Source organism: Rhizobium sp. RU35A, from assembly GCF_900156005.1.
Lineage (GTDB): Bacteria > Pseudomonadota > Alphaproteobacteria > Rhizobiales > Rhizobiaceae > Neorhizobium > Neorhizobium straminoryzae.
This window is the reverse complement of the sequence record NZ_FTMR01000010.1, coordinates 177939-204197: the sequence shown is the minus strand read 5'-3', so window position 1 is coordinate 204197 and position 26259 is coordinate 177939. Positions and strand designations below refer to the sequence as shown.

The following is a 26259-nucleotide window of genomic DNA, read 5'->3' as shown; positions in this document are numbered from 1 at the left end:
TCACCGGATCGGTTTGAGAAGACGCAGCGCATTCATCGTGACGAGCACGGTTGCGCCGGTATCGGCGAGAATCGCCGGCCAGAGGCCGGTGATGCCGATGATCGTGGTGACCAGAAACACGGCCTTGAGGCCGAGCGCAAGCCCGATGTTCTGCCAGATGTTGCGCATGGTGCGGCGCGACAGGTCGATCATCAGCGCGACGTCGCCCACCCGGCCGTGCAGAACGGCGGCATCGGCCGTTTCCAGCGCGACATCGGTCGCCTTGCCCATGGCGATGCCGACATCGGCGGCGGCGAGCGCCGGGGCGTCGTTGATGCCGTCGCCGATCTTGCCGACCACATGGCCTTCCCGCTTCAAGTCGCCGACGATGCGCTGCTTGTCTTCCGGCAGCAGTTCGGCGCGCACCTCGATGCCGAGCGTGGCGCCGATGGCCTGTGCCGTACGGCGGTTGTCGCCGGTCAGCATGACGGTTCGGATGCCGGCATTGGTGAGGCGCTTCAACCCTTCGGCGGCATCGGCGCGCGGTTCGTCGCGCATGGCGATGGCGCCTGCCAGCCGGTTGTCGACGATCAGCACGGAGACCGTCTTGCCCTCGTCGTTCAGCGCCGCGATGCGCCGGGCATGCGCCATCGGCAGCGTCACACGCTCGCCGGCGGCGACGGGCGAGCCCAGGAATACCTCGACACCTTGTACGCGGGCCATGACGCCCTTGCCGCCGAGCGCCCTGGCATCCGAGGCGGGCAGCGGTTCAATGTCCTCTTCCCGCGCCTTGTCAAGAATGGCGAGCGCCAGCGGGTGGCTGGAGCCGGCCTCGAGCGCCGCAGCCTGGCGCAGCACCTCTGCGCTGTCGAGACCGAAGGGGATGATGTCGGTGACCTTGGGGCGTCCCTCGGTCAGCGTGCCCGTCTTGTCGAAGGCGATTGCCGTAAGCTTGCCAAGGTCTTCCAGCACGACGCCGCCTTTCATCAGCAGGCCGCGGCGCGCACCGGCGGCAAGGGCTGCGGCAATGGCGGCCGGCGTCGAGATGACGAGTGCGCAGGGGCAACCGATCAGCAGGATGGCAAGCCCCTTGTAGACCCATTCGCCCCAGGCGCCGCCGGCGACCAGCGGCGGCAGGATCGCGACGAGGGCCGCGACCGCCACGACGCCCGGCGTATAGTAGCGTGAGAAGCGATCGATGAAGCGTTCGGTCGGCGCCTTGCTCTCCTGCGCTTCCTCGACCAGTTTCACGACGCGGGCAATCGTGTTGTCCTCGGCGGCGGCGGTCACGCGCACGCGCAGTGCTGCATCGCCATTCACCGTGCCGGCAAAGACCGTGTCATCGACGCTCTTGCGCACCGGCACGCTTTCGCCCGTCACCGGTGCCTCGTCGATGGCGCTGTCGCCGGAAAGGATCACGCCATCGGCGGAGATGCGGTCGCCCGGCCGCACGAGGATGACGCTGCCGACGGCAAGCGTTTCGGCCGCGACCTCGCGCGTCTTGCCGCCTTCCTCCAAAAGCGCGGTCTTCGGCACCAGCGCCGCCAGCGACTGGATGCTGGCGCGCGCCTTGCCGGCGGCAACGCCTTCCAGCAGTTCGCCGACCAGAAACAGGAAGACGACGGCGGCCGCCTCTTCGGTGGCGTCGATCACCAGCGCGCCAAGGGCGGCAATGGTCATCAGCATTTCGATGGAAAACGGCGTGCCGGCCCGCGCTGCCATCACCGCGCGGCGCGCGATCTGCACCAGGCCGACCAGCATGGCGGCGATGAAGGCATAGGTGCCGATCGCGGGTACCAGATGGCCGAGCGCATAGGCCGCAAGCAGCGACAGGCCGGCGAGAAGTGTGGCGCGCCCTTTGCGACTCTTCCACCAGGGGCCATCGCTCGGGCCATGGTCGTGGCCGTGCAAGCCTTCCGGCCGGGATGCCTCGTGCGCGTGGTCGTGCCCGCCGCTCTCCGGCGCTTGCGGCCTGTTCGCCGGTCGCTCCATCGGTGCGATGCTGTAGCCGAGGCGCGTCACCTGCGTTGCGACCGCCGAAAGGTCCGTCTGCGGACGATGCGTGAGCGTCATCGTGCCTGAGGTGACGGAGACCCGCACATCCTCGACGCCGGCCTGGCGGCGCATGGCGGTCTCGATCTTGGCGGCGCAGGAGGCGCAATCCATGCCACCGATGCGGAACCGGGATTCTGCCGACGCGGCGTTGCCGGCGGCTGGTTGCGCGTGCTCGCCCGTTTCAGGCGATGACGGTGAAAGAGGTGGATGGTCATGCGGTTCGCGATGTGCGTGGCCGTCATGGTCATGGTCATGGTCATGATCGTGGGCGTGATGGTGGTGCGTGCAGCCGGGGCCGTGCTCATGAGGATGCGCTGCGGGAGGCGCGTGATCGCCTTGGTCATGATGGCGGTGCGCCGCCTTTTCCGCCGGCACCCGTCCGATCGGCGCAGCCGGATAGCCGAGCCCGGTCACGATGCGGCCGATCGCCTGCAGATCCTGCGCGGCCGCATGGGTGACGGTCATCGTGCCTGAGGTGACCGAGACGGCGACATCCGTCACGCCCGGCATCCGCCGCACCGCCGTGTCGATCTTGCCAGCACAGGAGGCGCAATCCATGTTCTCGATCCGAAATCTCGTCTTCACCGCGTCGGTCATCACACCTGTCCTCTATTGACGCGAGGAGGTGTACGACCTCCAGTGACTAGAGGTTCAAGCGGAAAATGAAGAGAGAAACGGAAAAAGATGCAGGCGCTGCGTGTGGCGAAATCCGGGGCGGCGCCGGTTGCCGTCGCAGCCGGCAGCCTCCCTCGGGTAAGACCGGTCTGCTGGTCCCCCGGCGCTCAGTCTGCCGGCACCGGGCGCGGCTGGCCTGTCTCGTCGAGCGCCACCATGATGAATGTGCCTTCGGTGACCTTCTCCAGCATGCCGATGCGCGAGCGGTTGACCCAGGCTTCCACCTGCAGCGTGATCGAGGTGCGGCCGATGCGGGTGACTTCGGTGTAGATGCTGAGCGTGTCGCCGATCTTGACCGGGCGCTGGAAGGCCATTTCCTTCACTGCGGCGGTGACGACGCGGGTTCGCGCCCGTTCGCCGGCGCGGATGCCGGCCGCGAGGTCCATCTGCGCCATGACCCACCCCCCGAAGATGTCGCCGGCGGGATTGGCATCCCCCGGCATGGCCAGCGTGCGGAGCGTCAGTTCTCCCTCGGGCAGGGTCTGTTCGGGCATGGGGCGATCTCCTGTTGCCGTCTTGTGCAGTGCACACTTCCCAAACCTTAGATCCGGCCCGCACGGCTGACAACGGCTTTCCCGCAAGGGTGCACCCGTAGAATTGCAAGTCCTGCGTTTACGGAGCGGAAAGCACGCGCATCATACGCTTTTGCGGCATTCTGTGTGCGAAGAGGTGCAGCATGACGAAATTCCGTCTTTCGACGCGGCTTTACCTGCTGGTGGCGCTGGCCGTCATCATTCTCGTTGCCACCATGGTCCTCAGTCTGTCCCACAATTTCGGCGCGCTCGAAAAGGAGCGCAAGGCCTCGCTGGCGGCGATGAATGCCAATGCGCTGAGCCTGATCAAGACCTATTACGACCAGGAAGTGGCCGGCAAGCTGACGCGCGAACAGGCGCAAGGGGAAGCGAAGCGGCTGATCGGCACCATGCGCTATGACAATGGCAGCGGCTATTTCTGGATCAATGACATGTATCCGCGCATGGTCATGCATCCCATCAAGCCGGAACTGAACGGGTCCGACCTGACGCAGAACAAGGATCCCAACGGCAAATTCCTGTTTGTGGAATTCGTCAACACCGTCAAGGCCACCGGCCAGGGTTTCGTCAATTACGACTGGCCGAAGCCCGGCGCCGAAAAGCCGGTGGAAAAATATTCGCACGTGGCGGGATTTGCCCCCTGGGGCTGGGTCGTTGGCACCGGCGTCTATGTGGATGACCTCAAGGCGCTTTACTGGCAGATGGCCCTGCGCTTTGCCGCCATGTCCGGCATCGGCATGTTGCTGCTGGCCGGCAGCGCGCTGATGATCGTCAAGAGCGTGACGCAGCCGGTCGGGCGCATCCGTGCGGCAGTGCAGCGCATGGCTGCCGGCGAGCCATCGATCGCCATCGACGGTGTGGAGGCGCGGGACGAACTTGGCGACATCGCCCGTTCCCTTGTCGTGCTGCGCGATGCGGTGGATGAGCGTGCACTGCTCCAGAAGCGCGATGCCGACCAGCAGCGGGCCCTGGCGGAGGACCGCGAGCGGGCGGCCGGCGTGGTCCGGCAGGCGGCCGAGCGGCAGTCGGAGGCCATGCAGGCCCTTGGCGCGGCGCTGGAGGCTCTGTCGCGCGGTGATCTGTCCGTGTCGCTCGGTGATCTCGGAGCCGATTTCGCCAAGGTGCGCGATGATTTCAATTCGGCCGTCGGTTCGTTGCGGCGGACCATCGAGGAGATTTCCCGCACGGGCCACGTGGTGGGCGAAAGCGCGCTCGAGATCAGCCGCGCCACCGGCACGCTGCAGCAGCGCACCGAGCAGCAGGCCGCAGCCCTGGAACAGGCGGCGTCCGCGCTGGAGGAAATCACGGCGACGGTGAAGACCGCCTCTGAGCGGGCTGCGGAAGCACGCGCGATGGTGGCCGATACCAAGACCAGCGCCGGCCGTTCCGGCGAGATTGTTCGCGATGCCGTGGATGCCATGGGGCGCATCGAGGACTCCTCGAGCCGCATCGGCCAGATCATCTCCGTCATCGACGAGATTGCCTTCCAGACCAACCTTCTGGCCCTGAATGCCGGCGTCGAGGCGGCACGTGCCGGCGAGGCCGGACGCGGCTTTGCGGTGGTGGCGCAGGAAGTGCGCGAACTCGCGCAGCGTTCCGCCCATGCGGCAAAGGAGATCAAGGCGCTGATTAACAGTTCGGCTCGCGAGGTGGAGGCCGGAGTGTCGCTGGTGCGCACCACCGGCGAGGCGCTGGTGGATATCGTTCGCCTGGTCGAGAAGGTGAATGCCCAGGTGGAGGGCATTGCCACCGCAGCACGCGAGCAGGCCTCCGGTTTGCAGGAGATCAACACCTCCGTCAACCACATGGACCAGATGACGCAGCAGAACAAGGCGATGGTGCACGAGTCGGCCGCAGCCGGGCAGACGCTGGCCGCCCAGAGCCAGCAGTTGCGCGACCTGCTGGAAGGCTTTCGCCTTTCCGGCACCGGCACCGGCACCGGCACCGGCACCGGAATCGGGATTGCCCTGCCAAGACACGCCGCCTGACGCTGCTCGGGCTTGACGGCCGGGACTGGCCTGCTTCCCCGGGGAGCAGGCCTTTCTGTTCGGAGCCTGACCCGGCGGAGGGTCGGGCGGGTCCGGGCACCGCTGCTGCAGCCGGCCATTGTCAGGACAAACGGCACAAGGGCGCATGTCGCGCTCCTTGCCGAACTCCATCCTCATATCGGAGTTGTGCCGGCCGTTCACGCGCTGTCGCGGCGGTGTCGAAGCGTCGCCAGGCGCTTTCCTATCCCGTTACCGCTGACGCACCGTTCTCCGGCGTTACCGGTGTTTCCGACGAAACGATCTGCGCGATCGGCCTTCTTGCGGCCTGCGCATGCTCCGTCTCAAAATAACTCATCCTCGGATTGTGCCCTGAGTTTGCAGGGGTGCAAAATGACTCTTTTTGGGAAAGTTTTCATTTACCTTATCTGGTTACCGTTTCGGCGCTGGGACTCTTCCCGAAACGAGACAGGTGAGCAGTCGGAATGGCACAGGCGACTACCTACCGGCGGGCACTGGCCTTCCTGATGGCAACAGCGCTTGTGGCGGGGTGCTCCTTTACCGATATCGTGCCGCCGGCGCCGATCGACCGTGGCACGCGCGTTTCCGCCATCCAGCCTTCCGGCATGACATCCCCCGTGCAAAGCGTTCGTGACGGCTATCCTGGTCCACCGCAGCCGGTGACATACCTGCAGGGTGGCGAGGCAACGGGCGTGCAGACCGGCACGCCGGGCCATCTCGTCATTCCCGAGGGCGGCGTCAACATGGATGCCGAGCTTGGGGTTGCTCCGCCCGACCCGGCGATGGCGGGGAACGGCCGGGTGGTGGGGCTTGCCGAGGAGCAGCAGTTCGATATTGCCGAGGGCAATGCCGTGCATCCGGTGGTCGATGGCATCGGCACCGATACGCCTGTCCAGCGCCCCTCCGCGATGCCTGTGGAACCGCGTCGCAACGAGCCGCGTCGTCTGGAGGTCCGTCGCCAGCCGGGAGCGGGCGACGAGCTGCTCGGGCCGGTCACGCGTCGCGCGCCGCCCGAGCGCCGCGACAGGGTGGCGGCAGCGCCGCGCTGGAGCGACAACCGGCCCGTGGTCGCGCCGAGCCGGGTACCGGTCGATGAACCTTTCGATGGTCCGTTCGATGCTCCCATGGATGCACCGATGGCCGCACCTCCGCTTGCTGCGCCGCGGCAGGTGGCCATGGTGATGCCGCAGAATCCCGCCTATCCGCCCCGCCAGAGCGACTGGGGCATGAGCCCCATTCCCGAGCCGATGCCCGCATCCGAGATCGCCTGCCGTCGTGAACTGGTGCGGCTTGGCGTGCAGTTCCGCGACAAGCCGCGCATCTATGGCGGTCCGAGCTGCGGGATCGAGCATCCCGTGGAGTTGACCGGTCTTGCCGGCAATATCGGTGTGCGGCCGGGCGTGACGCTCAATTGCCAGACGACGCTCGCCTTTGCCCAGTGGGTCAGGAACGAACTGGCGCCCGCCGCACGGGCGCGATACCTCACCGGCGTGCGCACCATCGAGCCGCTCGGCGGCTATTCCTGCAGGCGCATGAACAACAGCCGCCAGGCCTATAACCCGATGTCGGAACATGCCCGCGGCAATGCCATCGATGTCGGCAAGTTCGTGCTGAAGAACGGTCACGAGATCGACGTACGCCAGAAGGGTTTCTTTGCGTTCCGCGAACGCGGGCTGCTGAATGCCGTGCGCTCCGACAGCTGCCGCTACTTCAATACGGTGCTGGGCCCCGGCAGCAATCCCGAGCATTGGAACCACTTCCACTTCGACCTCAGGAACCGCGCGTCCGGCAACCGGATCTGCGACTGAGAGGCTTTTCACCGGATTGTGAGAGCGGTCCAACTTTCGACACAGACGGGTTGATGCATGGCGGCCGTGTTCCACCAGCGGTCGCTTTCATCCTCCGTGCCGCCTCTTCACGAAAAAGGAAAACCTGCATGAGCCTTCTCACCGTCGGCGTCCTCTATGGTGGCCAGTCGGCCGAGCACGATGTCTCCCTGATGTCGGCCGCCAATGTGATGAAGGCGATGGACCGCGCCCGCTACCGGGTGGTGCCGATCGCAATCGGCCGCGACGGGATCTGGTGGCTGAACGCCGATGCGGGCGAGGGCCCCGTGCCGCAGCCGGGCAGCGGGGTCAGCGTTGCACTGGTGCCGGGCGGCCGCGGTCGTCTGGTGGCGGTCGATGGTGCGCCCGCCGAGCTTTTGCCGACGCTCGACCTGCTGTTTCCTGTGCTGCATGGCCGTTTTGGCGAGGACGGCACGGTGCAGGGTTATGCCGAAATGGCGGGCCTGCCCTATGCGGGCTGCGGCATTCTCGGATCGGCGGCGGCCATGGACAAGGATGTCGCCAAGCGTCTGCTGCGCGAGGCCGGGGTGCCCGTTGCCCGTTCGGTGACGCTTGCGGCCGGCGAGGGTGTCGATGCGGACCAGCTGGCTGACCGCTTCGGCTATCCCTTCTTCGTCAAGCCGGCGCGGCAGGGGTCTTCCTTCGGCGTGTCACGCGTCGATGGCGCCCAGGCGGTGAAGCCGGCGCTGACCAAGGCCTTCGAGTTCGACGACAAGATCCTCGTGGAAGAATTCCTGCACGGCCGCGAGATCGAATGCGCAGTGCTGCAGCATGCCGATGGCCGGCTGACCATTTCGCCGCCCGGCGAGATCGTCACCGCCGCGCATCATGATTTCTACAACTACGAGGCAAAGTATTTCGATCCGGACGGCGCAAAGGTCGTCATTCCGGCCGAGGTGCCGGAGGCGGTGGTGGAGGAGGCGATGGCGCTCTCTGCCCGCGCCTTCCGGGCACTGTCCTGCGAGGGGATTGCGCGCGTCGATTTCTTCCTGCTGGAGGACGGACGCCTGTTCCTGAACGAGGTCAACACCATGCCCGGCTGCACCAATCGCAGCATGTATCCGCTGGCGCTGGCCGAATGCGGCGTGAGCTATTCCGGCTGGATCGACGTGGCGATCGCCTTCGGCCTGAAACGGGGCTGAGGCGTTCCGCACCGGCGGCGGCTCACACAGAGTGCGCCGCCGTTCGCCCTCGCCATTCCGGTTTCGTGCCTATATAAGACGCAGCATCCTGCCCATATTTCATGCGTGCGTTCCCCGAACATGTCCTCCATCGTTTCCGTACACTCCCTGACGAAGACCTATGCCAACGGGTTTCAGGCGCTGAAGGGCGTCGATCTCGAGATCCGGCAGGGCGAGATCCTGGCACTGCTCGGGCCGAATGGTGCTGGCAAGACGACGCTGATCTCGATCATCTGCGGCCTCTCCATGCCGTCCTCCGGCCAAGTGCTGGTGGGTGGCCATGACGTGGTCAGCGAGTTTCGCAAGACGCGCCGGCTGATCGGGCTGGTGCCGCAGGAACTCACCACCGACCAGTTCGAGACCGTGTGGAACACGGTCAGCTTTTCGCGCGGCCTGCACGGGGAAAAGAGCAATCCGGCGCTCATCGAGCGCATCCTGAAGGATCTGTCGCTCTGGGAGAAGCGCGACAACAAGCTGCGCGAACTCTCCGGTGGCATGAAGCGGCGCGTGCTGATTGCCAAGGCCCTGGCGCATGAACCGCGCGTGCTCTTCCTCGACGAGCCGACGGCGGGTGTCGACGTGGAGCTTCGGCGCGGCATGTGGACGGCGATCGACCGGCTGCGCGAGACGGGCGTCACCGTCATCCTCACCACGCATTACATCGAGGAGGCGGAGGAGATGGCCGACCGCATCGGTGTGATCCGCGCCGGCGAGCTGTTGCTCGTTGAGGAGAAGAAAGCGCTGATGGACAAGCTCGGCCGCAAGCAGCTTCGGCTGGAGCTGAAGGCGCCGCTTGCCGTGCTTCCCCAGTCGCTTGGTGCGCTCGGCGTGTCGCTGACGCCCGATGGTCGCCAGCTGGTGCACGAGTATGGCAACGGTGCGGGTGATGGCCGCATCGGCCAGGTGCTGGCGACGGTCGAGGCGGAGGGCATCGCTTTCACCGACCTTTCGACCCGGCAGAGTTCGCTGGAAGACATTTTCGTTTCGCTGGTGGGAGCACGCGCATGAACTGGGAGGCGATCAAGGCCATCTACCTGTTCGAGATGATGCGCATGAAGCGCACGCTGCTGCAGAGCGTCATCTCGCCTGTCATCACCACCTCGCTCTATTTCATCGTGTTCGGCACGGCGATCGGCTCGCGCATCAACGAGGTGGGCGGCGTTTCCTACGGCGCCTTCATCACGCCCGGCCTCATCATGCTGACGCTTCTGTCGCAATGCATCAGCAATGGCGCGATCGGCATCTATTTTCCGAAATTCACAGGAACGGTCTACGAGATCCTTTCGGCGCCGGTCTCGATGGTGGAGATCGTCATCGGCTATGTGGGGGCGGCCGCCAGCAAGGGGCTGATCATCGGCCTGATCATTCTCGCCACCGCCGCCTTCTTCGTGGATTTGAGGATCGAGCATCCGTTCCTGATGCTGCTCTTCATGGTGCTGACGGCGATCACCTTTTCGATGTTCGGCTTCATCATCGGCATCTGGGCCGACAATTTCGAGCAGCTGAACCTGGTGCCGATGCTGGTGGTGCCGCCGCTGACCTTTCTCGGCGGCAGCTTCTATTCCATCGACATGCTGCCGCCGTTCTGGGCGGCCGTCAGCCATCTCAATCCGGTGCTCTATCTCGTCTCCGGCTTCCGCTGGAGTTTCTACGAGATTTCCGACGTCAATCCGCTGATCAGCCTCGGCATGATCGCGGTCTTCCTGACCATCGGATTTTGCCTGCTGCAATGGATCTTCCGCACCGGTTACCGGCTGCGCAAGTAGCGCCCGCTCAGTCGCGCAGGCGCAGCTGGTCGGTCTGCATCTGCAGGGAACCGAGGGTGGAGAGAAAACTCATGCCGAGCAGGCTTTCCTCCAGCCGCCCGCGTTCGGCGACCAGCGCGCGGATGCCGGTGCGGTCGATCGGGCCGACGGCGACGCTGTCGAGCGTGACGGGTGCTGCGCGGGCAGCCCCGTTTGCCGTCATCACCCGCACCGAATAGGCAAGACGCGCGGGGTCGAGCCCCAGCCGTTCGGCATCTGCATAGGACAGCACGATGGTGCTGGCGCCGGTATCGACCAGCATCGGGATCGTCCGGTCGTCGATCTCGACATGCGCCTTGAAGTGGCCGTCGCGGGCGCGGTAGAGCACCACCTCCTGGCCACCCTCGCTCGTCGTCATCACCAGCGGACTGCCGGGAATGAGGCCTGCGCTCATGCGGGCGGCGAACTGGTGCAGGTCCATGCGGTAGAGATAGCCGGCGACCAGCGCCAGCACGATCACGAGCCAGAGCGCGATGTTGCGCAACACCTCGCCGATCGGCCCGCGCCGTCCGGCCATCACGCCGGCAGCCAGCAGCGCGCCGATGGCCGAAAGCTGCACCAGCCGGGCAAAATCGTCATTGGCCAGCCCGAAGGTGAGGCCGGACTCGTGATTGAAGACGAGGAAGGCGAGGCCCGCCGCGAGGATCGCCAGAAGCACGCTCAGCATGGATCGTCCTCCCTGCTGCGGCTCGCCAGTTGCCGACGCCTTGTCTCGCGGCGCGGGCGCCGTTCGATGCCCTCCAGACGGGCCGGCAGCGCCGCCATGATCGCCTGCCGTTCGCCATCCGTATAGGTGGTCCAGAGGCCGATCTCGTCGCGCGTGCGACCGCATCCCAAACACAGGCCGGTCTTGTCATCCAGCGAACAGACGAGAATGCAGGGCGTGAGCATGAAGACTATATCATCCCTTCAGACTGCAACCGCAAGGGTGCACAGCAGTATCGTTTCCGTGATCTGCTGGGTGGCGCCGATCGTGTCGCCGGTATGTCCGCCGATGCGCTGCCGCACGAAGCGGGTGAAGAGCGTGGCGCCGAGGGTGGACAGCGCGAGCGCCAGGAACAGGGTCAGCAGCGGCAGGCCGGCGGGCACCAGCAGCAGGCTGAGCCCGAAACCGGTGACGAGCGCCAGAGTGCGCGCCTCCGGCAGCGGCTGGCCGACGGCAACCGCCGTTCCGTTGGCGCGCGCCGGCGGCAGGGCGCGCCAGTGCCAGACCATCAGCGCCCGCGACACGGCCGCGGCCGCCAGCAGGGCGCCGGCGCCAAGCCCCGGCGAGACGAGCAGCGACAGCGCGACGAGGGCGGAGGCACGCAGGCCGAAGGAGAGAATGAGCGCTATCACGCCAAAGCTGCCGATGCGGCTGTCCTTCATGATGAGGAGCGCCTGATCGCGGTCGCGGCCGCCGAGCAGCCCGTCGGAAGCATCCGCCAGCCCGTCCTCGTGCAGCCCGCCGGTGAGAAGCGTCATCAGGCCGAGCGCCAGGAGGGCGGCCAGCGGATCGACGGCCGGGCTGGTGGCAAAGGTTGCCAGCACCAGCGCCGGCGCGAGCGCCACCAGCCAGCCGGCCAGCGGAAAGGCCCGGCAGGCGCGCGCGCTCGATCCGTCATGCCCTTCGAAGACGCGGGCCGGCACCGGCAGGCGCGAGAGAAAGGCGATGGAGCGGGCGAGGTCGGTGAAAAATTCCGCGGCGTTTGGCAGTTGTTCCTCCGTCGATGCCTGATAAACAGGGGACCAGCAAATCAGATTCCGCTGCCGAAACCTAGGGCAGGGGAACAAGAGCAAAGGAAGATTGATCCGATGAGCATGAGCGGCCTGCCTTTCGACGATTTCAGGGCTTTGCTGCGCGAGCTTCCCGGCCCGGATACCCGCGCGCTGGTGGCGGCCCGCGAGCGCGACAAGCAACTGACCAAGCCTGCGGGTTCGCTCGGACGGCTGGAAGAAATCGCCTTCTGGCTGGCTGCCTGGAGCGGCCGTCAGCCGGCCGTCAACCGGCCGCTGGTGGCGATCTTTGCCGGCAATCACGGCGTGGCGCGCCACGGCATCACCCCCTATCCGCCAAGTGTCACGCAGCAGATGGTGGAAAATTTTGCGGCCGGCGGCGCTGCGATCAACCAGATCTGTGCGGCCTATGACCTCGGTCTCAAGATCTTCGATCTGGCGCTGGACTACCCGACCGGTGACATCACCAGCGAGGCGGCACTGTCGGAGCGCGATTGCGCCGCGACCATGGCCTTCGGCATGGAAGCGATTGCCGGCGGCACCGATCTTCTGTGCATCGGCGAAATGGGCATCGGCAACACCACGGTGGCGGCGGCCATCAATCTTGCCCTCTATGGCGGCGAGGCGGAAGACTGGGTCGGCCCCGGCACCGGCTCGCATGGCGAAATGCTGGAGCGCAAGATCACGGCGGTGAAGCAGGCGGTGGCCTTCCACAAGGACCATCTGTCCGACCCGCTGGAAGTGCTGCGGCGCCTTGGCGGGCGCGAGGTGGCTGCCATGGCCGGCGCGATCCTCGCCTGCCGCGTCGAAAAGATTCCGGTGCTGATCGATGGCTACGTGGCGACTGCCGCCGCCTCGATCCTGAAGGCTGCCAATCCGGCCGCCCTCGATCACTGCCTGATCGGCCACGTCTCGGCCGAGCCCGGCCATCTGCGCGCCATCGAGAAGCTCGGCAAGACGCCGCTTCTGGCGCTCGGCATGCGGCTTGGCGAAGGGACGGGTGCAGCGCTCGCCGCCGGCATCGTGAAGGCCGCCGCCGCCTGCCATTCCGGCATGGCGACCTTTGCGCAGGCGGGGGTCACGACCGCCGGCCAGCCGGTGCCGCACCAGCATTGAAGAACAGGACCGGGCGGGGCTCCGACGGCTTCTTTGCCGGAGAGGCCCCGTCGGTAGGGCGCCCCGCCAGAAGGTGGCGTGCGTTGCTGTCACGGCCACCTCATCTGCCTGCGGGCATCGTCTCCCCACGGGGATAAGAGATCGGCGGCGGCGCCCTGCCGCAGTCAATGCCGGTGGAGCCGCTTCGCGCTGATGCAGGATGTCGCATCCGACTCGTCGGACGACCGTGCGCCGCAAGCCGTGCAGGTCGTCAGCGTTCAGATGGAAAGATGCCGTGCGGCCGTCTCGTCGTCCGTGCCGTCCAGCGGCAGAGATGAGCTGGCAAAGGGCAGGGTGCCGTCCGTCGTGTTAGCGCAATCCTGATCGTCATCAGACGCCAGCATCAGCACGAGGCGCGCGATCTCGTCCTGCCGTTCGGGCGGCAGACGGCGTGCAATGCCGATGGCCTGTTCGAAAAGACGCGTCATTGTCACAGTATGTGTTAGAAAACCTGAAAGTGACAGCGCGGATTACGCGAAACTTCTGCGGCGCGGTTCGACCGCTGGGGTATCCTCCACGGCCGGCAGGCTCTGCAGCACGCGGGTAGCGGGCAGGATGGCGATGGCTTCGGTGCCTTCGCGCAGCTTCGATTTCAGGATGAACTGGCCGTCATGCTTGGCAAGGATCGCCTGCACGATGGGAAGGCCGAGCCCGGTGCCCTGCTCGGCGCTCTTGATGGCGATCGCGCCCTGGCCGAAGGCCGAGAGCACGACCGGGATCTCTTCTTCCGCAATGCCGGGGCCGTTGTCCTTGATCGCCACATACTGTCCGCCGCCGGCTGTCCAGCCGACCTTGACCACCACCTCGCCGCCCTGGCTGGTGAATTTCACCGCATTGGAGAGCAGGTTCAGCAGCACCTGGCGGATCGACTTCTCGTCGGCCCAGACCTGCGGCAGCTTCGGTTCGAACTGCTGGTGGATGGTGATGTTCTTGGCGCGGGCACGCAGCTGCACCATGCCGATGCAGTCTTCCGCCACGTCGAGCAGCGAGAGTGCCTCCTCGGAAAGCTCGTAGCGTCCCGCCTCGATGCGCGACAGGTCGAGGATCTCGTTGATGAGGTTGAGGAGGTGCTGGCCGGATCGGTGGATGTCGCCCGCATAATCCTTGTAGGTGGCGTTCGGCATCGGCCCGAGCACTTCATGTGCCATGACCTCGGAAAAACCCAGAATGGCATTCAGCGGCGTGCGCAGTTCATGCGACATCGAGGCGAGGAAGCGCGACTTGGCGAGATTGGCTTCTTCCGCGCGGCGCCGGGCTTCGTCAGAAACGGATTTCGCCACTTCCAGTTCGGCAATCAGGTCGTCCTTTTCCGACTGATAGGACATCAGCGTGACGCTGGAGCGATAGAGCCGGTCGGAAATATAGTGGAAGAGCGCCAGTGCCGTGACGCACATGCCGGTGAGCCCGATATCCAGCATGGTGCGCGACAGGACGGCGTTGAGGCACAGGACGGCGATCACCGGCAGGAAGGACATCAGCAGCGCGCGGCGCAGCAGCACATTGCCCATGGCCGAGATGGAAATGGCGACCAGCAGCACGCCGCCCTTGTAGAAATAAAAACCCTCGCCGCCACAGGCGCGGCAATCGCCGAAGGCAAAGACGGCCCAGCAGAAGCCGAGGAGAAGCTGGCCGGTCAGCAGGCGGCGGTGCCAGGTCTTGCTCTTTTCCGCCCCCCACTCGCTGCGGGCGGCGCGGCGCGCCAGAAGCAGGTTGATGGAATGGGCGGCGAGCGTCAGCAGCGCCCAGGGAAGCAGGCGCGCATCGCCGCTGAGATAGAGGCCGGCGCCGGCCACGAGGGCAACGAAAAGCGGAAGGATCAGAGCCCCTTGCAGCATGGTCTTGATGTGCAGCCCGAGCATGTCGCGCTCGAAAACCTGCACGCCCTTGCCGCTGCTCTGCAGCCGTTCACGAGTCGCGCGCACGGCCTTAGACACCGCCTTGTTGCGATGGCTGCGCGATTTGTCCACGATGATCTTGTCTGTGGAGCTGCTGACGCCGCTACTCATGGCCTGGGTACTCTTCCGGATATGGCAATCCTAGGGCGAAAATCTTAATAAGATCCTGCCGGGCAAGAAAGCGTTTGCCATCTTCGCCAAGCTTCCGTTTGCAATTGGGGCCCAACCATGTCCAGACGCTTCCATGCCGTGCCGGGAAGGAGGCTTGTCCGCGACCTCGCGCTGACGGCCGCCTTTCTGCTGCTGCTGGCGCTGCTCGCCGCACGGTGGGGCAACGAGGGAACGGATCAGGTCTTCAATGGACCTTTTGCCGTGGTGGATGGCGATACGCTGGCTGAGCACGGACAGCGCCTGCGCCTGACAGGCATCGACGCCCCGGAAATCGACCAGACCTGCGCGCGGGCTGACGGCACTGCCTGGCCCTGTGGCCGGGTGGCGCGCGCAAGGCTCTCGGCGCTGATCGCCCAGGCTGAGCCGCAATGCCGCGGCGCGGCGGTTGATCGCTACGGGCGACCGCTCGTCACCTGCGAGGCCGACGGCGATGATCTGAACGGTCGACTGGTGCGGGAAGGGCTTGCACTGGCGAGCGGATCGGTGCGTTATCGGGCCGAACAGGCGGCGGCGGAAACAGCCCGGCGCGGGCTGTGGAGCGGTTCCTTCGAGACCCCACGCGACTTTCGCCGGCGTGCAGGGCTCGGCGACGACGAGGCGGCGGAGGCAAGGCGCCTGTGGCAGTGGCTTGCGGAGAGGTTTGCGTGGATCTGGGGGTAGGCGAGACGGAGCGCGAGGCGAGGCTTTCGGACCTGCGGCAGGCGATTGCCGGTTGCCGCCTCTGTCGCGATGTGCCGGCACGCGGCATCGCGGACCGGCTGCCGCATGAGCCGCGCCCGGTTGTGGTGTTGTCGGCGCGCGCCCGCATCCTGATTGCCGGGCAGGCGCCGGGGCTTCGCGTGCACGAGAGCGGATTGCCCTTCAACGATGCCTCCGGCGACAGGCTGCGCGACTGGCTCGGCGTGACGCGCGAGGAATTCTACGATCCCGACCGTTTCGCGATCCTGCCGACGGGCTTCTGCTTTCCGGGCTATGACACCAAGGGCAGCGACCTGCCGCCACGTCGGGAATGCGCGCCGCTCTGGCGCGAGGCTGCGGTGCGGGCCATGCCGCAGGTGGAACTGGTGCTGGCGATCGGCGCGCATGCACAAGGCTGGCACTTGCCGGGCCCACACCAGAAGGGCATGACGGAAACGGTCCGGAACTGGCGCCAAAGCTATTTCGTCAATGACGGGCCGCGCGTGCTGCCGCTGCCGCATCCGAGCTGGCGCAACAGCGGCTGGCTGAAGCGCAATGCCTGGTTTGAAGCCGAGGTGCTGCCCGTTCTGCGACAGCATGTGGACAGCCTGATCCGCTGAAAGAGTTTTCGGTTACAGGCGCCGTTTTTCCCTGTATGAAGAAAAATAATCCAAGAGGGAGTGAAAATGGACCGCCTCGACCGCAAGATTCTGCGCATATTGCAGGAAGATTCGACGCTCGCCGTCGCCGATCTCGCCAAGAAGGTGGGCCTGTCGACCACGCCCTGCTGGCGGCGCATCCAGAAGATGGAAGAGGACGGCGTGATCAAGCGGCGCGTGGCGCTGCTCGATCCGGTCAAGGTCAACACCAAGGTCACGGTTTTCGTGTCGATCCGCACCGCCAGCCACTCCATCGAATGGCTGAAGCGGTTTTCCGAAGTCGTGGTGGATTTCCCGGAAGTGGTGGAATTCTATCGCATGAGCGGCGACGTGGACTATCTGCTGCGCGTTGTGGTGCCGGATATCGCCGCCTATGACGCCTTCTACAAGCGCCTGATCGCCCGCATCGAGATCCGTGACGTATCCTCGGCCTTTGCCATGGAGCAGATCAAGTACACGACCGAGCTGCCACTCGATTACATGGTGCTGGACAACCAGAAGAGCGGCGAGGACTGAGCGACGACAATCCGGCGGCGCTCTGCCGGGTAAAATCGCCAGGCCAATCGCAACTGGATCCGATGAAAAAGGGCCGGAGGCGCTAGCTGCGCCTCCGGCCCTTTTTCTGTTCGCATCTGTCTATGGCGTGATCAGGCCCGCGCCCGCTGGCCGACGGCGCGTGCGAGCGAATTGACCATCTGGCGGGCAGGCGAGGCGTGGGAATACTGGCCGGCGGCCGGCATGGTCTGGCCTCGGCCGGGCAGCTGGAAGCTTGCGATGAGAACGCGCAGCTTGTCTGCCTCGCCGGCAAGATGCGAGCTGGCGGCTGTTGCCTCTTCCACCATGGCCGCGTTCTGCTGGGTCACCTGGTCCATCTGGTTGACCGCCGTGTTGACCTCGGAGAGGCCGACGGACTGTTCCCTGGCCGACGTGGCGATTGCATCCAGCTGTGTGTTGATGGCCACGACATGCCCTTCGATCACCTTCAGCGCCGTGCCCGTTTCGGTGACGAGGCGCACGCCGTTGTCGACCTCGGTGGCGGAGGTGCGGATGAGATCCTTGATCTCCTTGGCTGCCTGGGCCGAGCGCTGGGCGAGTTCACGCACTTCCTGCGCGACGACCGCAAAGCCCTTGCCGGCTTCCCCGGCGCGTGCGGCTTCCACGCCGGCGTTCAGCGCCAGAAGATTCGTCTGGAAGGCGATCTCGTCGATCACGCCGATGATGTTGGAGATCTGGTTGGACGACTGCTCGATGCGCTGCATGGCGTCCACGGCATTCGCCACGACCTGGCCCGACTGGTGCGCCGAACGGTTGGCTTCGATGGCAACCGAACGCGCTTCTTCGGTGCGCTTCGAGGAACTGGAGACGTTGGCCGTGATCTGGTCGAGCGCGGCAGCGGTCTCCTCCAGCGACGCGGCCTGCTGTTCGGTGCGGCGTGACAGGTCGTTGGCGCTGTCGCTCATCTCGCGAGATCCGGAATCGATGGCGCCGGCCGAAACGGCAACCTGACTGAGCGTGTCGCCGAGCCGTGCCACGGCGGCGTTGAAGTCGCGGCGCAGACCTTCGAAATCGGAGGCAAACGGGGTTGCCAGCTGGAAGGCCAGATTGCCGTCGGAGAGCTGGCGCAGCCCCTCGGCGAGGCCCTGTGTGGCCTGTTCCATCTCGCTTGCCCGCTGACGCGTCATTTCCGCGTTGCGCGCCCGATCGGCCTCGGAGGTTGTCCGCGCTTCGGCCGCCTGGCGGTCGCTTTCCAGCTTGTTGACGGCGGTCTGCCGGAAGGTTTCGACCGCCTCGGCCATCTCGCCGATTTCATCCTTGCGGCCACGGCCCGGAATGGTGATGTCGTTCTGGCCGCGCGCCAGTGTGAGCATGGAGGCGTTGATACGGGTCAGCGGCCTGACCAGGGCACCATTCAGCATCAACAGGCCGAAACCGGAGATGGCAATCATGCCGATGCCGCCCATGGTCGCCGTGGTGCGTGCCAGTTCGCCGGCCTCGATGGCAGCCGTCTTGCGCACGGCCAACAGACTCGTCTCCGCATCCAGCAATTCCTTGACCTTGCCGCGGATCGCATCCATCGACGCCTTGCCGGCCCCGGAAATCTCGATCTGCCGCGCCTGATCATGGGTGGCCGGGTCGCTCATGAGTTTGGTTTCGGCGGTAACGACCTTTGACGTCCAGGTTTCCGCGAGGGCAGCCATCTCCTTGAGGCGCGTCTGCTGGGCCGGATTGTCGGCAGTCAGCTTCTGGGCGGCTGCGAGGTTTTCAGAAAATGCCGCAGCGCCGGCGATCTGGGGTTCGAGAAACTTCTTGTCGCCTGCGAGCAGGAAGCCGCGCATGCCGGTTTCCTGGTCGATCATCGCGGCGAGCGCGCCATTGACCTTCGACATTACCTCATAGGTGTGGTCGGTCATGTACGCATTTGCGGACTGGATGGAACTGGAACGGTAGCTCACCACCGAAATGACAAGACTGACGACGATGAGTGCAGCAATGACCACTGCAATCTTTGAGATGATCCGGGCATTTTCGAGCAACTTCAAGGGTGCCTCCACGTTCGGGCCTTGAAGCATTGGGCATACGCGATGCGCTCAGGGACCTGGTTAAACAGCCAGAAGCTAGGCCCAAAGCATTAAATTTGAATTTCAGGATGTTATAATATTTAGCCTGTATCGCTGCGTTGATCGCGCGTAGCCCGGGCGATCAGCGCATCCCGCGGATGGAGGTGCGGCAGAGGAAGGGGCGCCGGAGGACGGTCCTCCGGCGCATGGGTGGTCGGCTACTTCTCCAGCCGCGCAAGCAGCGAGGACGTGTCCCAGCGATGGCCGCCGAGCTTTTGCACCTCGGCGTAGAACTGGTCGACAAGGGCGGTCAGCGGCAGCGTGGAGCCGTTGCGCTTGGCCTCGGTCAGCACGATGTCGAGGTCCTTGCGCATCCAGTCGACGGCGAAGCCGAACTCGTAGCGACCCTCATTCATGGTCTTGTGGCGGTTCTCCATCTGCCAGGAGCCGGCCGCACCCTTGGAAATGACATCGACAACCTTTTCAATGTCGAGGCCGGCTTTCTTGCCAAAATGAATCGCTTCGGCCAGGCCCTGCACGACGCCGGCGATGCAGATCTGGTTCATCATCTTGGTGAGCTGGCCGGATCCGACAGGCCCCATCAGCCCGACCATGCGGGCATAGGCATCGATCACCGGCCGCGCCTTTGCAAAAGTCTCCTCGTCGCCGCCGCACATCACGGTCAGCACGCCGTTTTCGGCGCCGGCCTGCCCGCCCGAGACGGGAGCATCGATGAAGGCGCAGGATTTTTCCCGTGCGGCGGCATCAAGCTCACGGGCCACTTCGGCAGAGGCGGTGGTGTTGTCGATGAGGATCGCGCCGGGCTTCATGCCGGCAAACACGCCATCGGCGCCGATCGTGACGGAGCGCAGGTCATCGTCGTTGCCAACGCAGGTGAAGACGAAGTCCGCATCGCGGGCAGCTTCCGCCGGCGTCTTGCCATGGGTGCCGCCAAATTTCTGCACCCAGCTTTCGGCCTTCGCGACCGTGCGGTTGTAGACCGTGACCTCGTGACCGCCCTTCGTCTTCAGATGCCCGGCCATCGGAAAACCCATGACCCCGAGACCGATAAACGCAACCTTCGCCATTTCGCAAACAACCTCCAGCGATTTCTGACGGACGGTCTATTGCCTTTTGGCCCGCTTGGGAACCGTCCGTTTCGTCCTGATGCCGTTCATGCCGACGGTCAGAACGGCTTGACTTCGGCAAGCAGTACCACGACGACGGTGGAGACGAGCACGATCGGCATGCCCTTCGACACGAAGGCCGGCGGATCGAGCAGGGGATTGGCCTCCATGCGGCGCAGCCAGGCGCTCTGCATGCCGTGCAGCGCCGAGAGCATCACGACGATCAAAAGCTTCAGGTGCAGCCAGCCGCCGGAAAAGCCGATATAGCCAAAGGCGAGGATGAGGCCGAACAGCCAGACGCCGGCCAGCGCCGTCGTCGTCACCAGCCGGTCGTAGCGGCGCAGCGCGGTGATTACGCCACCACGGATCGGCGGCGGCACCATGGCGATCACGAAGGCATTGATGAGCATGCCGCCCACCCAGATGATGTCGGAGGTTACGTGCAGCCCCTTGATGATGAAATACAGCATTGATCAGCCCCAGATCTGTGTTTCGGAAAAGCCAAGTTCGGCAAAATCGGCACGCCGCAGCGCCTCTTCGCCGACGGAGAAGAATTCATCGAGTTGCGGCGGCGCGACGGGCGTGCCCGACAGCATGGCATGCACCTGGCCGCGATGGTGGATCTGGTGCTGGAAAAGATGCAGCAGCAGGCGGTCAGTCCGTTCTCGCTGCTCGCTATGGGCGCGCGGAATGACGACGATGCGTGACAACTCGTCCGTCTGGATCTGGCGACAGTGATCGATCAGCCGACGATCGATGGCGCGCTGTTCGCGCTCCAGATCGGAGAAATCCTGAAAGGGAATTTCCGTGTCGAAAGCCGCATATCCCATCGGCCGGCCTTCCAGCGCGCTCACATAGAACCAGTCCACCGTCAGAATGTGGTTCAGCGTATGAATGATCGAGGGAAAGAAGCTCGTGCGGCTGGCGGCGAGATCGTCGGCCGAAAGCTTGCGGCATGCGGTCAGCAGGCGGTGATTGGCCCAGGCATTGTTGTAGGCCTGGGCGAGGAAATAGCGTTGCGGCGACATGGCGACTCCCATCCGGTCGCACGAAATCTAGTGTAAGGGCCTGCATCTGACCAGCCATGCGTCCGGTCTTGCGGGAATTGCCGGGCAGGGCGTTGATACGGCGCGATTTCATCTGGTCCAGTCGGGCGGCCTGACGTAGCATCGTGCATGTGTCACTGCGCGAAAGGATCGGGACGACGATGTTCCTCGACCTGCAAGGCTATTACCGGCGCGAGCCGGACCCGCCGCCGGAAAATCCGCCGCGGCCCTCGCTCTCCGCCAGCCAGCAGAAGCTGCTGGTCTGGCTGATCTGCTTCAACCTGTTTTTTCTGCTGGTCGCGCCGATCGGTGGCGCCACGGTGATCGACGCGCTTCTGGCGCTTCTTTCCGGCTGAGGCACGGCCGGCGGTCATCTGTGACGCCGCCGGCGGTCAGCGGGCTCTCGTTCAGCCGCGCAGGCGGGCAACGACCAGATGGCCGGGCGTCGGTTCGCCATCCTGCATGCGCACGTTGATCTCGGTGATATCGACGAGATCAAAGCCCGTGGCATTCAACCGCTCGCGCACATAGGCTTCCGAATGGGCAAAGCGCTGGTGCGGGCCGACCATGTAGGGGCGGCCGGCCATCACCGCGTCCGGCAGGGTTTCGGAGGAAAAGACGAGAATGCCGCCGGGCACCATGTTTTCGGCTGCCCCGAAGAACAGCGGTTCGAGAGCACCGAGATAGGGCAGCACATCCGTCGCGGTCACGATGTCGAAGGCATCGTCGTCATTGTCCTCGAGAAAGTCCTCGATCTCGGCGACGTAGAGCGTGTCGTAGAGATCCTTCTCATGGGCGATCTCGACCATGTTTTCGGAAATGTCGATGCCGGTGATGTCTTCCACGATGTCGCGCATGGCGCCGCCTGTCAGGCCCGTGCCGCAGCCGAGATCGAGCATGCGCTTGAACGGTCCGAGATCGAGTTCCTGCAGGCGCTGCAGCACCATCAGCGGCACGGCATAGCCGAGCTGCTCGACAAGGATTTCCTCGAAATCCTCCGCATGCTGGTCGAACAGGGTTTCCACATAGGCATCCGGTGCGCGCGTCGGGGCTTCCCCGCGACCAAGGGCAGCAATGCGAACCGATGCGCCGCCGTGATCCTCGGGATCGATGGCCAGCACCTCGTGATAGGCGGCGACGGCGGCGTCGATCTCGCCGGCCTTCTCATGGGCGAGCGCCCGGTTGTAGGCTTCTGCCAGGGCTTCTTCATCGATCTTCGTCATGGCCGCCTCGTTTCATCCGTGCCGGTGGGTCTCTCTCCCCGCGGCTTTAAGGCCACGGGGAGGGCTTGGCAAGGAGAAGCCGATGTCGGCGGGCGATGGCCCACGTCAATGCAGGATGAATTCGCCCTTCAGCGCCCGCCATTCGCTGGCGGCGATCATCTTGCGGTGCACGTAGCGTACCGAATGCAGCGGGCCGTCGAGCTTTTCCTGCCAGAATTTCAGAAAACCGCGCATTTCCGGAAAATCCGGTGCGAGATCGTAATGCTGCCAGATATAGGTCTGAAGCAGCGCCGGATGATCGGGCAAGCGATAGAGGATCTGCGCGGTGGTGAGGCCATAGCCTTTCAGCATCATGTCCATGTCAGGTGTCATCATCGTTCGTTTCCCTCGGAGTTGACCCCGCCGGCGTCGTTGCGCCGGGACTGCCAATTGCAGCACTGCCGGCTTAACCGAGGCTTAACGGCACGTCTTCACGAAGAGTTTTTATCTCTTGTTTTCAAAGTCTTAGCACTCAATATGAACTTCTGCTGCCAGAGGAATTCAGCTTCGGTTCATCTGGCTCTGCTTCTTTTGCCGTGGAACCAGAACGGCCCCAGCTCCGTTATCGCGCGCCCTTGACGGTGCCCGACGGGCCGCCGGATCTGGGCGAAGCAAACGCCAGGGAGAAAACATGGCCAAGCGAACCGGATACCTTGCCAGCGTGGCAATGCCGTTGATGTCGATGAGCCTCCTGGTGCCGCAGGCGCACGCCATGCCGATCAGCATGGCGCCGATGGCACCGGTCGGCATCGCGCAGGATGTGATCCGCGTGCAGGACAATGGCGCCGCACCGCAGGATGGCAGCGCGCCGCTCATCAAGCCGCCACACAAGCCGCAAGCCGGTGGCGGGCAGGAGCCGCCTGCTCACGAAGGACAGCATCCCCCCGCACATGAAGCCGCACCGCCACGCGAAGCTGCACCGCCACGCGAGGCGCCGCCGGCCCGAGAACCGGCCCCGGCGCGCGAGCCCGCGCCGCAGCGCGAACCGGAGCCCGTGCGCCCGCCTCCGGCCCGTGAACCCGCACCACAGCGCGAACCGGCACCGCAGCGCGAACCCGCGCCTGCCCGCGAAGCCGCCCCGCCGCGCGAGGCCCCGCCCACCCGCGAACCGGCACCGCAGCGCGAGCCGGCGCCCGCGCCCAAGCCCGTCGCCCCGAAACCTCCGGCCGCCGAGCCGCCGGCCGCAGAACGTCCGGCCCGCGTGCCGGCGGCGCCCGCCGAAGCTCTGAAGCCGCAGCGCGAGCCACAGCCCGCTGCGGGAGAGGCACCGCGTCCGCGTCCGCAGGAGCCTGCGGGTGCCGAGCGGCCTGCCGCGCCGGCCGAATCCTCCGCCCCGGACGGCCAGAAACCGAACCGCCGTCCGGAACCCGGCGCGGACGCGCCGGCAGACGGCAAGCCGCGTCCGTCGCCCGAAGCGCTGGCGCCTGCCGCACGCCCGGGCACCGCACCGGCGGAAAACCCTGCTGCACCGCGTCCGGTCGAGCCGCCGAAGGATGCCGCACGCCCGCAGCCGACCGAACCCGGTGTGCCGGTAAAGCCGCCGGTTCCACCGGCGGGTGAGGCGCCGCCGAAGCCGCAGGGTGGGGCAGCCGTACCGAGCCCGGCGCCGCAACCGGGCACCCCCGGCAAGCCGCCGGTTCCGCCGGCAGCCCCTGGCGCTCCTGCAGCACCGGGCGCTCCCGCAGCACCGGGTGCAGAACCCGTGCCGCTGCCGCCCGGCCAGGCCGGTCGCCCAGTCGCGCCTGGCAACGAACAGGCGCGTCCGGCGCCAGGCGTTGCGCCGCCAATGACGCCGGAAGAAATCGAGCGCGCTCGTCGCATTGCCGAAAATCCGGCCTCCAGCAACCAGCCGATCGTCCTGCCGGTGCAGAACGGTGCGGCGGTGCTGGACAGTGCCAAGGAGGCACCGGCACCGCTTCCGCCCGGTGCACCGCCGCGTCCCGATGCGCGTGGTCCGGGCGCCGGCCCCCGTCCGGTTGCCGCGCCGGATGCACCGCCCCCGCCGCCGCCGAAATCAGACGCGGACGCCCAGGCCGGTGCCCCCGGCCGGCCCATGCCGCCGATTCGCATCGAGCCTGTTACGGCCGAGCGCGGTCAGGTGATGCAGGCGCCGCCGCGCTACGACATCCCGCGCGGCTTCGAGGATCGGCGCCCGGTGGAGGACAATCGCGTCATCTTCCAGATCGACAACCGCACCTTCGTGCGCCACGACGACAGCGAGCGCTTCTACGAGCAGGGTTATGAACCCCGCTATGAGCAGTTGCGCGGTGGCCGCGTGCGCCAGATCATCGAGCGGGACGGCGGCGTGCAGATCGTGACGATCCGCGACCGGTACGGCAACATCCTGCAGCGCTCGCGCATCGACCGTGACGGCCGCGAAGACGTGCTCTACTATGCGCCGGACCTGCCGGAGGACCGTCCCGGCAATGGTGGCTGGTACGATCCGGGCCGCGACCTGCCGCCGATGCGGCTGACGGTGCCCGTCGACCAGTACATCATCGACACCTCGACGCAGCCGGATCGCGACTACTACCGCTTCCTGGAACAGCCGCCGGTGGAACGCGTCGAGCGCGTCTATTCGCTCGATGAAGTGCGCTATTCGGCCCGTATCCGTGACAAGGTGCCGCGCATCGACCTCGATACGATCACCTTTGCCACCGGCAGCGCCGAAGTGCCCATGAGCCAGGCGAAAACTCTGAGGCGGGTGGCCGATGCCATCCTGGAAATCCTGAAGCGCAATCCGAGCGAGACCTTCCTGATCGAAGGTCACACCGACGCCGTCGGCTCGGACGAGAGCAATCTCGTCCTCTCCGACCGCCGCGCGGAATCGGTCGCCAACGTGCTGACGGATGTTTACGGCATTCCGCCGGAAAACCTCGCGACCCAGGGCTATGGCGAGCGCTATCTGAAGGTGCTGACCGACGGTCCCTCGCAGGAAAACCGCCGCGTCACCATCCGCCGCATCACCCCGCTGGTGAAGCCGGTGGCGCAGAACCGCTAAGCGGTTCCATATAGACAGCGAACAAGGCGGCCGCCGGAGCGATCCGGCGGCCGTTTTCCATGGCATGGGCGCCGATGCCATGATTGGACCGAACCCGCGGGATCAGCTGACGTTATAGCGCAGTGCCGTCCTGCCTTTGTCGATGAATGCTTCGTCGGCCCCCAGAATGGTCAGGAACGAGGGAAGCAGGCCCATGCCGTTCGCCTCTGCCTCGTAGTGCATGACGCGCACGCGACATTTTGCGGCCCGGGAGAGGTTGCGGATCAGGCGGGGATAGTCGAGGTCGAAGCACTTGATCTCCGACATCCTGATGACATTCGTCTCCTCGGCCTGCTGCGTGTACCAGTCCAGCGGATGTCGGGCGCCCTGACGGGTCTGCTCGCGATAGATGGCCTGGATGTAACTCGTCCGTTCACGCAGGTAGAGGATGATTTCGATGCGATAGCCGAGCGCCCGGACCCTGTTGCAGAACTCTCGCAGCTGGTCGGGTCTCGTCGCCACAAATTCGAGGTCTTCGGAGGACACGACAACAACGGGATGCAGGACGTCGCGCAGTTCCGCGATCAGGTCGCTGATCGGGTCCAGGCTCGGATCGATGCGCTTGTCCCGCAGCATCTGCCAGGGCAACAGGTGATGGCCGGCATATTCGGGCGGGCGGCCGGCTTTGGGAACATAGATGCCCTGCCGGTCAAGGTCTTCCCTGTGGTCGTAAAGAAAATGCTGGATTGACGTCGTGCCCGTCTTGTGGGTGCCGACATGCAGGAAGAATGTCTTCTGCTGAGCGCCTGTTGCACGCTGGCATAGCCGCCAGCCGAACTGCCGGACAGCGGAAAGACATGACGAAAGAAGGTTGGCGAGCGACATGTCTCCGTCATGCCATCAGGCGCGACCGACGGCAATCCTTGTGGTC

General features: G+C 65.5%; 25 protein-coding genes. 11 read left to right on the top strand and 14 right to left on the bottom strand.

Annotated features, from left to right (window positions below; all coding sequences use genetic code 11):
- Both F3H95_RS20875 and F3H95_RS20870 read right to left on the bottom strand, forming a co-directional pair.
- Positions 1–2631 carry a heavy metal translocating P-type ATPase gene (locus tag F3H95_RS20875; protein WP_149747420.1) on the bottom strand — a complete coding sequence of 877 codons (2631 nt, stop codon included), beginning with the start codon at positions 2629–2631 and terminating at the stop codon, positions 1–3.
- A gap of 185 nt (positions 2632–2816) precedes the next feature.
- Complete coding sequence (locus F3H95_RS20870; RefSeq protein ID WP_143126398.1) at positions 2817–3203, bottom strand: acyl-CoA thioesterase; 387 nt, start codon at positions 3201–3203, stop codon at positions 2817–2819.
- A 182-nt stretch (positions 3204–3385) separates the two neighbouring features.
- Here F3H95_RS20870 and F3H95_RS20865 point away from each other — a divergent pair, with 182 nt between their 5' ends.
- The 5 genes from F3H95_RS20865 to F3H95_RS20845 all read left to right on the top strand — a co-directional run bounded on the left by F3H95_RS20865 (position 3386) and on the right by F3H95_RS20845 (position 10042).
- On the top strand, positions 3386–5230 hold the full coding sequence (locus F3H95_RS20865) for a methyl-accepting chemotaxis protein (RefSeq protein ID WP_149747419.1): 1845 nt from the start codon (positions 3386–3388) through the stop codon (positions 5228–5230).
- A 482-nt stretch (positions 5231–5712) separates the two neighbouring features.
- Positions 5713–7056 carry an extensin family protein gene (locus F3H95_RS20860; protein WP_149747418.1) on the top strand — a complete coding sequence of 448 codons (1344 nt, stop codon included), beginning with the start codon at positions 5713–5715 and terminating at the stop codon, positions 7054–7056.
- 128 nt (positions 7057–7184) lie between these two features.
- Positions 7185–8237 (top strand): D-alanine--D-alanine ligase family protein, encoded by a 1053-nt coding sequence (locus F3H95_RS20855; protein ID WP_143126401.1) that lies wholly within the window; start codon positions 7185–7187, stop codon positions 8235–8237.
- A gap of 120 nt (positions 8238–8357) precedes the next feature.
- Positions 8358–9284: an ABC transporter ATP-binding protein gene (locus F3H95_RS20850; protein ID WP_149747417.1), complete on the top strand. Its 927-nt coding sequence runs from the start codon at positions 8358–8360 to the stop codon at positions 9282–9284.
- Positions 9281–10042, top strand: a complete 762-nt coding sequence (locus tag F3H95_RS20845; RefSeq protein ID WP_143126403.1) for an ABC transporter permease — start codon at positions 9281–9283, stop codon at positions 10040–10042. Before F3H95_RS20850 ends, F3H95_RS20845 begins: the two co-directional genes overlap by 4 nt.
- A gap of 7 nt (positions 10043–10049) precedes the next feature.
- Here the strand turns inward: F3H95_RS20845 and F3H95_RS20840 are convergent, their stop codons facing one another.
- Genes F3H95_RS20840 through cobS form a run of 3 tightly spaced genes read right to left on the bottom strand, consistent with a single transcriptional unit; the run spans position 10050 to position 11776 of the window.
- Complete coding sequence (locus F3H95_RS20840) at positions 10050–10748, bottom strand: TIGR02281 family clan AA aspartic protease (protein WP_149747416.1); 699 nt, start codon at positions 10746–10748, stop codon at positions 10050–10052.
- Positions 10742–10972 (bottom strand): DUF1289 domain-containing protein, encoded by a 231-nt coding sequence (locus F3H95_RS20835; protein WP_149747415.1) that lies wholly within the window; start codon positions 10970–10972, stop codon positions 10742–10744. The genes F3H95_RS20840 and F3H95_RS20835 overlap by 7 nt, the downstream gene beginning before the upstream one ends.
- 18 nt (positions 10973–10990) lie before the next feature.
- Entirely contained in the window at positions 10991–11776 is a 786-nt protein-coding gene (cobS, locus tag F3H95_RS20830; protein WP_149747434.1) for an adenosylcobinamide-GDP ribazoletransferase, read from the bottom strand.
- 99 nt (positions 11777–11875) lie between these two features.
- Between cobS and cobT the strand changes: the two genes are divergently transcribed.
- Complete coding sequence (cobT, locus tag F3H95_RS20825) at positions 11876–12913, top strand: nicotinate-nucleotide--dimethylbenzimidazole phosphoribosyltransferase (RefSeq protein WP_149747414.1); 1038 nt, start codon at positions 11876–11878, stop codon at positions 12911–12913.
- 257 nt (positions 12914–13170) lie between these two features.
- On the opposite strand, the gene F3H95_RS20820 is transcribed toward cobT, so the two are convergent.
- Positions 13171–13380 (bottom strand): hypothetical protein, encoded by a 210-nt coding sequence (locus F3H95_RS20820; protein ID WP_143126407.1) that lies wholly within the window; start codon positions 13378–13380, stop codon positions 13171–13173.
- Positions 13381–13422: 42 nt separating this feature from the next.
- Positions 13423–14958 carry an ATP-binding protein gene (locus tag F3H95_RS20815; protein ID WP_143126408.1) on the bottom strand — a complete coding sequence of 512 codons (1536 nt, stop codon included), beginning with the start codon at positions 14956–14958 and terminating at the stop codon, positions 13423–13425.
- 117 nt (positions 14959–15075) lie between these two features.
- Between F3H95_RS20815 and F3H95_RS20810 the strand changes: the two genes are divergently transcribed.
- The 3 genes from F3H95_RS20810 to F3H95_RS20800 all read left to right on the top strand — a co-directional run bounded on the left by F3H95_RS20810 (position 15076) and on the right by F3H95_RS20800 (position 16871).
- Positions 15076–15678 (top strand): thermonuclease family protein, encoded by a 603-nt coding sequence (locus tag F3H95_RS20810; protein ID WP_149747413.1) that lies wholly within the window; start codon positions 15076–15078, stop codon positions 15676–15678.
- A complete protein-coding gene (locus F3H95_RS20805; protein ID WP_149747433.1) occupies positions 15669–16316 on the top strand; it encodes a uracil-DNA glycosylase family protein in 648 nt (215 codons plus the stop codon). Before F3H95_RS20810 ends, F3H95_RS20805 begins: the two co-directional genes overlap by 10 nt.
- A gap of 66 nt (positions 16317–16382) precedes the next feature.
- The gene (locus tag F3H95_RS20800) at positions 16383–16871 is read left to right on the top strand and encodes an Lrp/AsnC family transcriptional regulator (RefSeq protein ID WP_143126410.1); all 489 of its coding nucleotides are present in this window, start codon (positions 16383–16385) and stop codon (positions 16869–16871) included.
- A gap of 131 nt (positions 16872–17002) precedes the next feature.
- Here F3H95_RS20800 and F3H95_RS20795 read toward each other — a convergent pair whose 3' ends face one another.
- The 4 genes from F3H95_RS20795 to F3H95_RS20780 all read right to left on the bottom strand — a co-directional run bounded on the left by F3H95_RS20795 (position 17003) and on the right by F3H95_RS20780 (position 21068).
- Positions 17003–18895 (bottom strand): methyl-accepting chemotaxis protein, encoded by a 1893-nt coding sequence (locus tag F3H95_RS20795; RefSeq protein ID WP_244618093.1) that lies wholly within the window; start codon positions 18893–18895, stop codon positions 17003–17005.
- Positions 18896–19131: 236 nt separating this feature from the next.
- Positions 19132–20001 carry an NAD(P)-dependent oxidoreductase gene (locus F3H95_RS20790; RefSeq protein WP_149747411.1) on the bottom strand — a complete coding sequence of 290 codons (870 nt, stop codon included), beginning with the start codon at positions 19999–20001 and terminating at the stop codon, positions 19132–19134.
- A gap of 98 nt (positions 20002–20099) precedes the next feature.
- Complete coding sequence (locus F3H95_RS20785; RefSeq protein ID WP_149747410.1) at positions 20100–20510, bottom strand: CopD family protein; 411 nt, start codon at positions 20508–20510, stop codon at positions 20100–20102.
- Positions 20511–20513: 3 nt separating this feature from the next.
- Complete coding sequence (locus F3H95_RS20780) at positions 20514–21068, bottom strand: DinB family protein (RefSeq protein ID WP_143126414.1); 555 nt, start codon at positions 21066–21068, stop codon at positions 20514–20516.
- A 179-nt stretch (positions 21069–21247) separates the two neighbouring features.
- Here F3H95_RS20780 and F3H95_RS20775 point away from each other — a divergent pair, with 179 nt between their 5' ends.
- Positions 21248–21442, top strand: a complete 195-nt coding sequence (locus F3H95_RS20775) for a hypothetical protein (protein WP_149747409.1) — start codon at positions 21248–21250, stop codon at positions 21440–21442.
- Positions 21443–21493: 51 nt separating this feature from the next.
- Here the strand turns inward: F3H95_RS20775 and F3H95_RS20770 are convergent, their stop codons facing one another.
- The gene (locus F3H95_RS20770; RefSeq protein WP_143126416.1) at positions 21494–22309 is read right to left on the bottom strand and encodes a methyltransferase domain-containing protein; all 816 of its coding nucleotides are present in this window, start codon (positions 22307–22309) and stop codon (positions 21494–21496) included.
- A 105-nt stretch (positions 22310–22414) separates the two neighbouring features.
- On the bottom strand, positions 22415–22681 hold the full coding sequence (locus tag F3H95_RS20765) for an usg protein (protein ID WP_143126433.1): 267 nt from the start codon (positions 22679–22681) through the stop codon (positions 22415–22417).
- 298 nt (positions 22682–22979) lie between these two features.
- Between F3H95_RS20765 and F3H95_RS20760 the strand changes: the two genes are divergently transcribed.
- Positions 22980–25349, top strand: a complete 2370-nt coding sequence (locus F3H95_RS20760; protein WP_149747408.1) for an OmpA family protein — start codon at positions 22980–22982, stop codon at positions 25347–25349.
- A 102-nt stretch (positions 25350–25451) separates the two neighbouring features.
- On the opposite strand, the gene F3H95_RS20755 is transcribed toward F3H95_RS20760, so the two are convergent.
- On the bottom strand, positions 25452–26213 hold the full coding sequence (locus tag F3H95_RS20755) for a hypothetical protein (RefSeq protein ID WP_149747407.1): 762 nt from the start codon (positions 26211–26213) through the stop codon (positions 25452–25454).
- Between the last annotated feature and the right edge of the window lie 46 nt (positions 26214–26259).

Excerpts from the sequence above, each read along its gene's own strand:
- F3H95_RS20875 (WP_149747420.1), bottom strand. The coding sequence starts at position 2,631 with ATGACCGACGCGGTGAAGACGAGATTTCGGATCGAGAACATGGATTGC.
- F3H95_RS20870 (WP_143126398.1), bottom strand. The coding sequence starts at position 3,203 with ATGCCCGAACAGACCCTGCCCGAGGGAGAACTGACGCTCCGCACGCTG.
- F3H95_RS20865 (WP_149747419.1), top strand. The coding sequence starts at position 3,386 with ATGACGAAATTCCGTCTTTCGACGCGGCTTTACCTGCTGGTGGCGCTG.
- F3H95_RS20860 (WP_149747418.1), top strand. The coding sequence starts at position 5,713 with ATGGCACAGGCGACTACCTACCGGCGGGCACTGGCCTTCCTGATGGCA.
- F3H95_RS20855 (WP_143126401.1), top strand. The coding sequence starts at position 7,185 with ATGAGCCTTCTCACCGTCGGCGTCCTCTATGGTGGCCAGTCGGCCGAG.
- F3H95_RS20850 (WP_149747417.1), top strand. The coding sequence starts at position 8,358 with ATGTCCTCCATCGTTTCCGTACACTCCCTGACGAAGACCTATGCCAAC.
- F3H95_RS20845 (WP_143126403.1), top strand. The coding sequence starts at position 9,281 with ATGAACTGGGAGGCGATCAAGGCCATCTACCTGTTCGAGATGATGCGC.
- F3H95_RS20840 (WP_149747416.1), bottom strand. The coding sequence starts at position 10,748 with ATGCTGAGCGTGCTTCTGGCGATCCTCGCGGCGGGCCTCGCCTTCCTC.
- F3H95_RS20835 (WP_149747415.1), bottom strand. The coding sequence starts at position 10,972 with ATGCTCACGCCCTGCATTCTCGTCTGTTCGCTGGATGACAAGACCGGC.
- cobT (WP_149747414.1), top strand. The coding sequence starts at position 11,876 with ATGAGCATGAGCGGCCTGCCTTTCGACGATTTCAGGGCTTTGCTGCGC.
- F3H95_RS20820 (WP_143126407.1), bottom strand. The coding sequence starts at position 13,380 with ATGACGCGTCTTTTCGAACAGGCCATCGGCATTGCACGCCGTCTGCCG.
- F3H95_RS20815 (WP_143126408.1), bottom strand. The coding sequence starts at position 14,958 with ATGAGTAGCGGCGTCAGCAGCTCCACAGACAAGATCATCGTGGACAAA.
- F3H95_RS20810 (WP_149747413.1), top strand. The coding sequence starts at position 15,076 with ATGTCCAGACGCTTCCATGCCGTGCCGGGAAGGAGGCTTGTCCGCGAC.
- F3H95_RS20800 (WP_143126410.1), top strand. The coding sequence starts at position 16,383 with ATGGACCGCCTCGACCGCAAGATTCTGCGCATATTGCAGGAAGATTCG.
- F3H95_RS20790 (WP_149747411.1), bottom strand. The coding sequence starts at position 20,001 with ATGGCGAAGGTTGCGTTTATCGGTCTCGGGGTCATGGGTTTTCCGATG.
- F3H95_RS20785 (WP_149747410.1), bottom strand. The coding sequence starts at position 20,510 with ATGCTGTATTTCATCATCAAGGGGCTGCACGTAACCTCCGACATCATC.
- F3H95_RS20780 (WP_143126414.1), bottom strand. The coding sequence starts at position 21,068 with ATGTCGCCGCAACGCTATTTCCTCGCCCAGGCCTACAACAATGCCTGG.
- F3H95_RS20775 (WP_149747409.1), top strand. The coding sequence starts at position 21,248 with ATGTTCCTCGACCTGCAAGGCTATTACCGGCGCGAGCCGGACCCGCCG.
- F3H95_RS20770 (WP_143126416.1), bottom strand. The coding sequence starts at position 22,309 with ATGACGAAGATCGATGAAGAAGCCCTGGCAGAAGCCTACAACCGGGCG.
- F3H95_RS20765 (WP_143126433.1), bottom strand. The coding sequence starts at position 22,681 with ATGACACCTGACATGGACATGATGCTGAAAGGCTATGGCCTCACCACC.
- F3H95_RS20760 (WP_149747408.1), top strand. The coding sequence starts at position 22,980 with ATGGCCAAGCGAACCGGATACCTTGCCAGCGTGGCAATGCCGTTGATG.
- F3H95_RS20755 (WP_149747407.1), bottom strand. The coding sequence starts at position 26,213 with ATGTCGCTCGCCAACCTTCTTTCGTCATGTCTTTCCGCTGTCCGGCAG.